Source organism: Diaphorobacter ruginosibacter (genome assembly GCF_040396215.1).
GTDB lineage: Bacteria > Pseudomonadota > Gammaproteobacteria > Burkholderiales > Burkholderiaceae_C > Diaphorobacter_A > Diaphorobacter_A ruginosibacter_A.
On the sequence record NZ_JBEBOW010000202.1, the window covers coordinates 1 to 4419 of the forward strand.

Below are 4419 nucleotides of genomic sequence, written 5' to 3' on the forward strand. Positions count from 1 at the left end.
GCGGCGCGAGGAGATCGTAAACACGTTCTAAGCAAATATACGTATTTTGAGCACCTGCCAGCCGATTGGAAGCTGATTGGCAGGTTCGTTTTCTAGACTTTTGTCACGCCGCTGAACCAGCCCGGCTCCACGCGTCCGGCATTGCGGACCAGGGCCCGGGCGAAACCGGGATTTCAGCCCCACGTGACAACAAGCTCAACCGTCAAGGAGACGCAAAATGCGCTTCGCGCCAAAGATGCCGCACGGCTCGCGGAGGAACTCGCCATGAGTCATTCCCCCGAAAAGAAACAATGGAACAAGGACTACTACGGCGGCGCCCTGCTGGTCATCGTGGGAGCCAGCGCGGCCTATGCCGCCAACAGCTACAACCTCGGAACGCTGGCGCACATGGGGCCGGGATACTTTCCCTTCGCCATCGGCGTGCTGATCGCGATCTGCGGCATCCTGCTGGCCGCCACATCCAAGAAAAAGCCTGCCGGCGGCGAAGCCGCGCTCGTGGGCCACAACCATGACATTCCCGATTTCCGGGGCGCGTTCTGCATCATCCTGGGAACCGTGCTGTTCTACTTCGCGGGCGAATACTTCGGCCTGCTGCCCGCCACTTTCTGCATTGTCTTCGTGAGCGCGCTCGGCGACCGCAGCAACTCGGTGTTCCAGGCCCTCATTCTCACGGCCGGCATGATGATCGTGTCGGTGGTGATCTTCTGGTGGGCGCTGCAGGTGCAGATGCCGCTGGTCAAGTGGGGGATCTGATCCATGCAACAGTCGCTTCAAGACCTTTGGTACGGGTTCTCCGTCGCCTTCCAGGGCCACAATCTGATGTGGTCGTTCTTCGGCGTCCTGGTGGGCAATCTGATCGGCGTGCTGCCCGGCATGGGCGCGCTGTCGGCCATCTCCATCCTGCTGCCGCTGACCTACACCATGCATCCCGTGCCGGCCATCCTGATGCTGGCCGGCATCTTCTACGGCTCGCAATACGGCGGCGCGATCGGCGCGATCCTGCTGAACCTGCCATCGCACCCGCCGCACGCCGTGACCTGCCTGGACGGCTATCCCATGACCAAGAAGGGCAAGGGCGGAACGGCGCTGGGCATCACCATGATCTGCTCGTTCTTCGCGGCCTCGGTAGGCATCATCGTCATGATCTTCGCATCACCGCTGCTGACGACGATCGCATTCAAGTTCGGCCCCGCCGAGCTCTTCTCGATCATGCTGCTGGGCCTGCTGGCAGGCTCCACCATGTCGCGCGGCTCGCCTCTCAAAGGCGTTGCCATGACGCTGTTCGGCCTGCTGTGCGGCGTCGTCGGCACCGACGTGAACACCGGCGCCTTCCGCTTCGCGTTCGGCATACCGGAACTCTCGGATGGCCTTGAAATGGTGGCCGTTGCCATGGGCCTGTTCGGCATTGCAGACTTCCTGCTGAACGTGAACCGCATGAAGACGATCACCTCCGGAGCCAAGATGCGCATCCGCGACATGCGGCCCTCGCTGGCCGAGCTCAAGGAGGCATTCTGGCCCATGGTCCGCGGCACCACCGTCGGCACCCTGTTCGGCGCCATGCCCGGCACCGGCCCGACCATCACCACCTTCATTGCCTACGCGCTGGAGCAGAAGGTCGCCAAGGACCCCAGCAAGTTCGGCACCGGCATGATCGCCGGCGTGGCCGCGCCCGAAGCCTCCGCGCACTCCAAGACGCAGGTCGACTTCATTCCCACCATGAGCCTGGGCATTCCCGGCGACGCCGTGATGGCCCTGCTGCTGGGCGCTCTGCTGATCCAGGGCATCCAGCCCGGACCACAGCTGATCTCCGAGCACCCGGACATCTTCTGGGGCCTGATTGCCAGCTTCTGGATCGGCAACGTCATCCTGATGATCCTGAACGTGCCGCTCATCGGCGTATGGGTGAAGATGCTGCAGGTGCCCTACCGCTACCTGTTCCCCTCGGCGATGTTCTTCATCGCGGTGGGCGTATTCACCACGCAGAACAGCCTATTCCAGATCTGGGAAGTATTGGCCTTCGGCATCATCGGAGCGTTGCTCATGGTGCTCGATTTCTCGGTGGCGCCGATCATGCTGGGCTTCGTGCTCGGCCCCATGATGGAAGAGAACTTCCGGCGCGCTCTGCTGCTGTCCCGTGGCGACATGATGATCTTCGTGCAGCGTCCGATCAGCGGAACCTTCGTCGGCATCAGCGCCCTCCTGCTGCTCGCCGTGACCTGGGGAGCATGGCGCAAGAAGTCGCGCCTGGCAAAGGTCGAAGAAATGGTGGCCGAAGAAACCGCCGTCGCCGCGTGATGACCAAAACCATATAACTAAGGAAGAAGGAAAGACTTGGGGCCGCTCGCAAGAGCGGCCTTTTTTTGTTTCTTAAAAGCCGCTAACACGACCGCTCAATGAACCGTGAACAGATGATGGAAGCGGCGAGCAGCAATAACGCCAGATGCGTCTGCAATTGCCGCTCGAATCGGATGCGCAGCTTGCCGAACCCTGCAAACCAGCCATGCGTGCGTTCGACAACCCAGCGGTGCTTGCCAAGCCGCTTGCTGCTCTCGATGCCCTTTCGGGCAATGCGACCGGTGATTCCACGTCGCTTCAGATAGTCACGGCAGCGCTTGTAGTCGTAGCCCTTGTCTGCATGCAGCTTGCTTGGTCGGCACCGTGGCCTACCGCTCAGCCCTTTGACAGCAGGCAGTGCATCCAGACACCTCTCGAACAGCATGGAGTCATGCCGGTTGGCACCGCTCACCAACACTACCAGAGGAACGCCACGGGCATCTACGATGATGTACCGCTTGGAGCCGAGCTTGCCCCGGTCCGTGGGGTTGGGACCCGTTTCCTGACACCCCAGAGGCTTGGAACTGAGGAGCCATCAATGCTCGCTCGGCTCCCATCAATCTGGTCATACTCGCGCAAATGCTCCAGCGTTGCCAGATGCAGACGCTGCCAAACCCCGGCCGCTTGCCACTCTCGCAAACGTCTCCAGCATGTCATGCCGCTGCCATAAACCAAAGCTTGCGGCAGGTCTTCCCAAGGGATTCCTGTCTCCAAAACATAAAGGATGCCTTGGAAGGCCGCCTCATCGCTGACCGACCGCGTGCGAGGACCTCCTTTGGTTGAAGGACTGAACACTGGGATCAACGGCTGCAGCTTCTGCCACAGCCCTTTGCTAACGCGACGACGGGCCATGAGGGTGTGAATCTTACCGGTAAATCAGGCTCAAACAGGGGTCGTGTTAGCGGCTCTTAGCAGCTACAGACTTGGACGACGTGGGCCAACATGAAGGCCATCCCGGCTGACGAAGATAGGCCAGTTCCCTACCAGAGAGACATTGAAGCCCCCTGTTTTCAGGAATTCAATCGACTGGTATGGGAAATACCATCCTTCGTCGTTTTCAACGATTTTTAAATCAACAATCGCACAAGGAACACCCTCAGGCATAGCTTGCTGTTCCACCAGATATTTCATGGCTAATGCTTTAGCAGCAGACAAATCCAGCGTCATGGCAATATTCCAAATTGAAAGTTCGTGAAACTTTGGAAGTTAGCTGTACCGTTGCCACCAATCTGGCCGTCAATGTAATTGACCTTACCGTCTTGCACCACTGCATTCCACACATGCCCAGTAGTTCCATCAGTTCCATATATAACAGCTCGCGTCCCATTGCCGCCTGACAGCAACGCTGAATCAATGTTCTGCTGAGAACGTGTTTACGATCTCCTCGCGCCGCGACAGCGGCTTTGCGGGATGGGATATCTGTGCCGGTGGCTCCGCCTGGAATAGCTCCCTGCTCAAGTAGATAGAGCATGGTCAGAGTGCCGGAATCCACCAATTGCTGCAGTGCTTCGCAGTTATTGGTTTGCGCACAATTGGCAAGCTCGATGTTCTGCTCAGCGCTCTTGGCTATCCATTTGGCCCGGATCGCTGCCTCGTCTTCGCTGGAGCAGCCCTTGGCTTTGCAGTCGGCCAGCTCATCGGCGTACTTGAGCCATTGGTCGTGCTTGAGGAAGTTGTTCTCCGTAGCACTCTTGGCCACCTGCCCCGCCAGCGCCACTTCCGACGCGTTGCCTCCCGCCGCCTTGCCCACCAGCGCGCCCAGCACCGTGGAGCCCGCTGTCATCATCTCGTCGTAGGCGGCCGTCCCTTTCTCGTAGCCGTTGTCCACCAGATACGCGCTCATCGCGCCCACCACGATTTCGTTGGCCGCGCCGCTCAGCGCTCCTATCCCCGCCGAGCCTCCTCCCAGCGCCGTGACCGCCGCTCCCAGCACGCCGTGCAGGATCACCTTCTCTGCCGAGCCGTCTTTCCAGCCGTTGCGCAGCGCCATGTCGCCCGCCAGCTCCGCGCCTATGTCTCCTATGATCTGCGCCGCCCGGATGTCCTCCTGCGCCTTGCGCTGCTTGTCTTCTATCTCCTGCGCCT

At 60.1% G+C, this 4419-nt stretch carries 5 protein-coding genes and 1 pseudogene; 2 read left to right on the top strand and 4 right to left on the bottom strand.

All coding sequences use genetic code 11. The features are described 5' to 3' along the window. Nucleotides 1-264 precede the first annotated feature (264 nt). Entirely contained in the window at nt 265-753 is a 489-nt protein-coding gene (locus ABWP92_RS16585; RefSeq protein ID WP_353236514.1) for a tripartite tricarboxylate transporter TctB family protein, read from the top strand. Between the two features lie 3 nt (nt 754-756). Then, complete coding sequence (locus tag ABWP92_RS16590; protein WP_353236515.1) at nt 757-2295, top strand: tripartite tricarboxylate transporter permease; 1539 nt, start codon at nt 757-759, stop codon at nt 2293-2295. A gap of 82 nt (nt 2296-2377) precedes the next feature. Here the strand turns inward: ABWP92_RS16590 and ABWP92_RS16595 are convergent. The 4 genes and pseudogenes from ABWP92_RS16595 to ABWP92_RS16610 all read right to left on the bottom strand — a co-directional run. Continuing rightward, nucleotides 2378-3186, bottom strand: a protein-coding gene (locus ABWP92_RS16595; protein WP_353236516.1) for an IS5 family transposase whose coding sequence is annotated in 2 segments (ribosomal slippage) — nt 2378-2856 and nt 2856-3186 — 810 coding nt in all. Because the reading frame shifts where the segments join, the coding sequence is not laid out codon by codon here. Nucleotides 3187-3249: 63 nt separating this feature from the next. Further along, a complete protein-coding gene (locus ABWP92_RS16600; protein ID WP_353236517.1) occupies nt 3250-3501 on the bottom strand; it encodes a YrhB domain-containing protein in 252 nt (83 codons plus the stop codon). Beyond that, nucleotides 3498-3677 carry a toxin glutamine deamidase domain-containing protein gene (locus ABWP92_RS16605; protein WP_353236518.1) on the bottom strand — a complete coding sequence of 60 codons (180 nt, stop codon included), beginning with the start codon at nt 3675-3677 and terminating at the stop codon, nt 3498-3500. Before ABWP92_RS16605 ends, ABWP92_RS16600 begins: the two co-directional genes overlap by 4 nt. Before the next feature lie 377 nt (nt 3678-4054). Continuing rightward, nucleotides 4055-4324, bottom strand: a pseudogene (locus ABWP92_RS16610) (hypothetical protein); the annotation flags it as partial. Nucleotides 4325-4419: the final 95 nt, after the last annotated feature.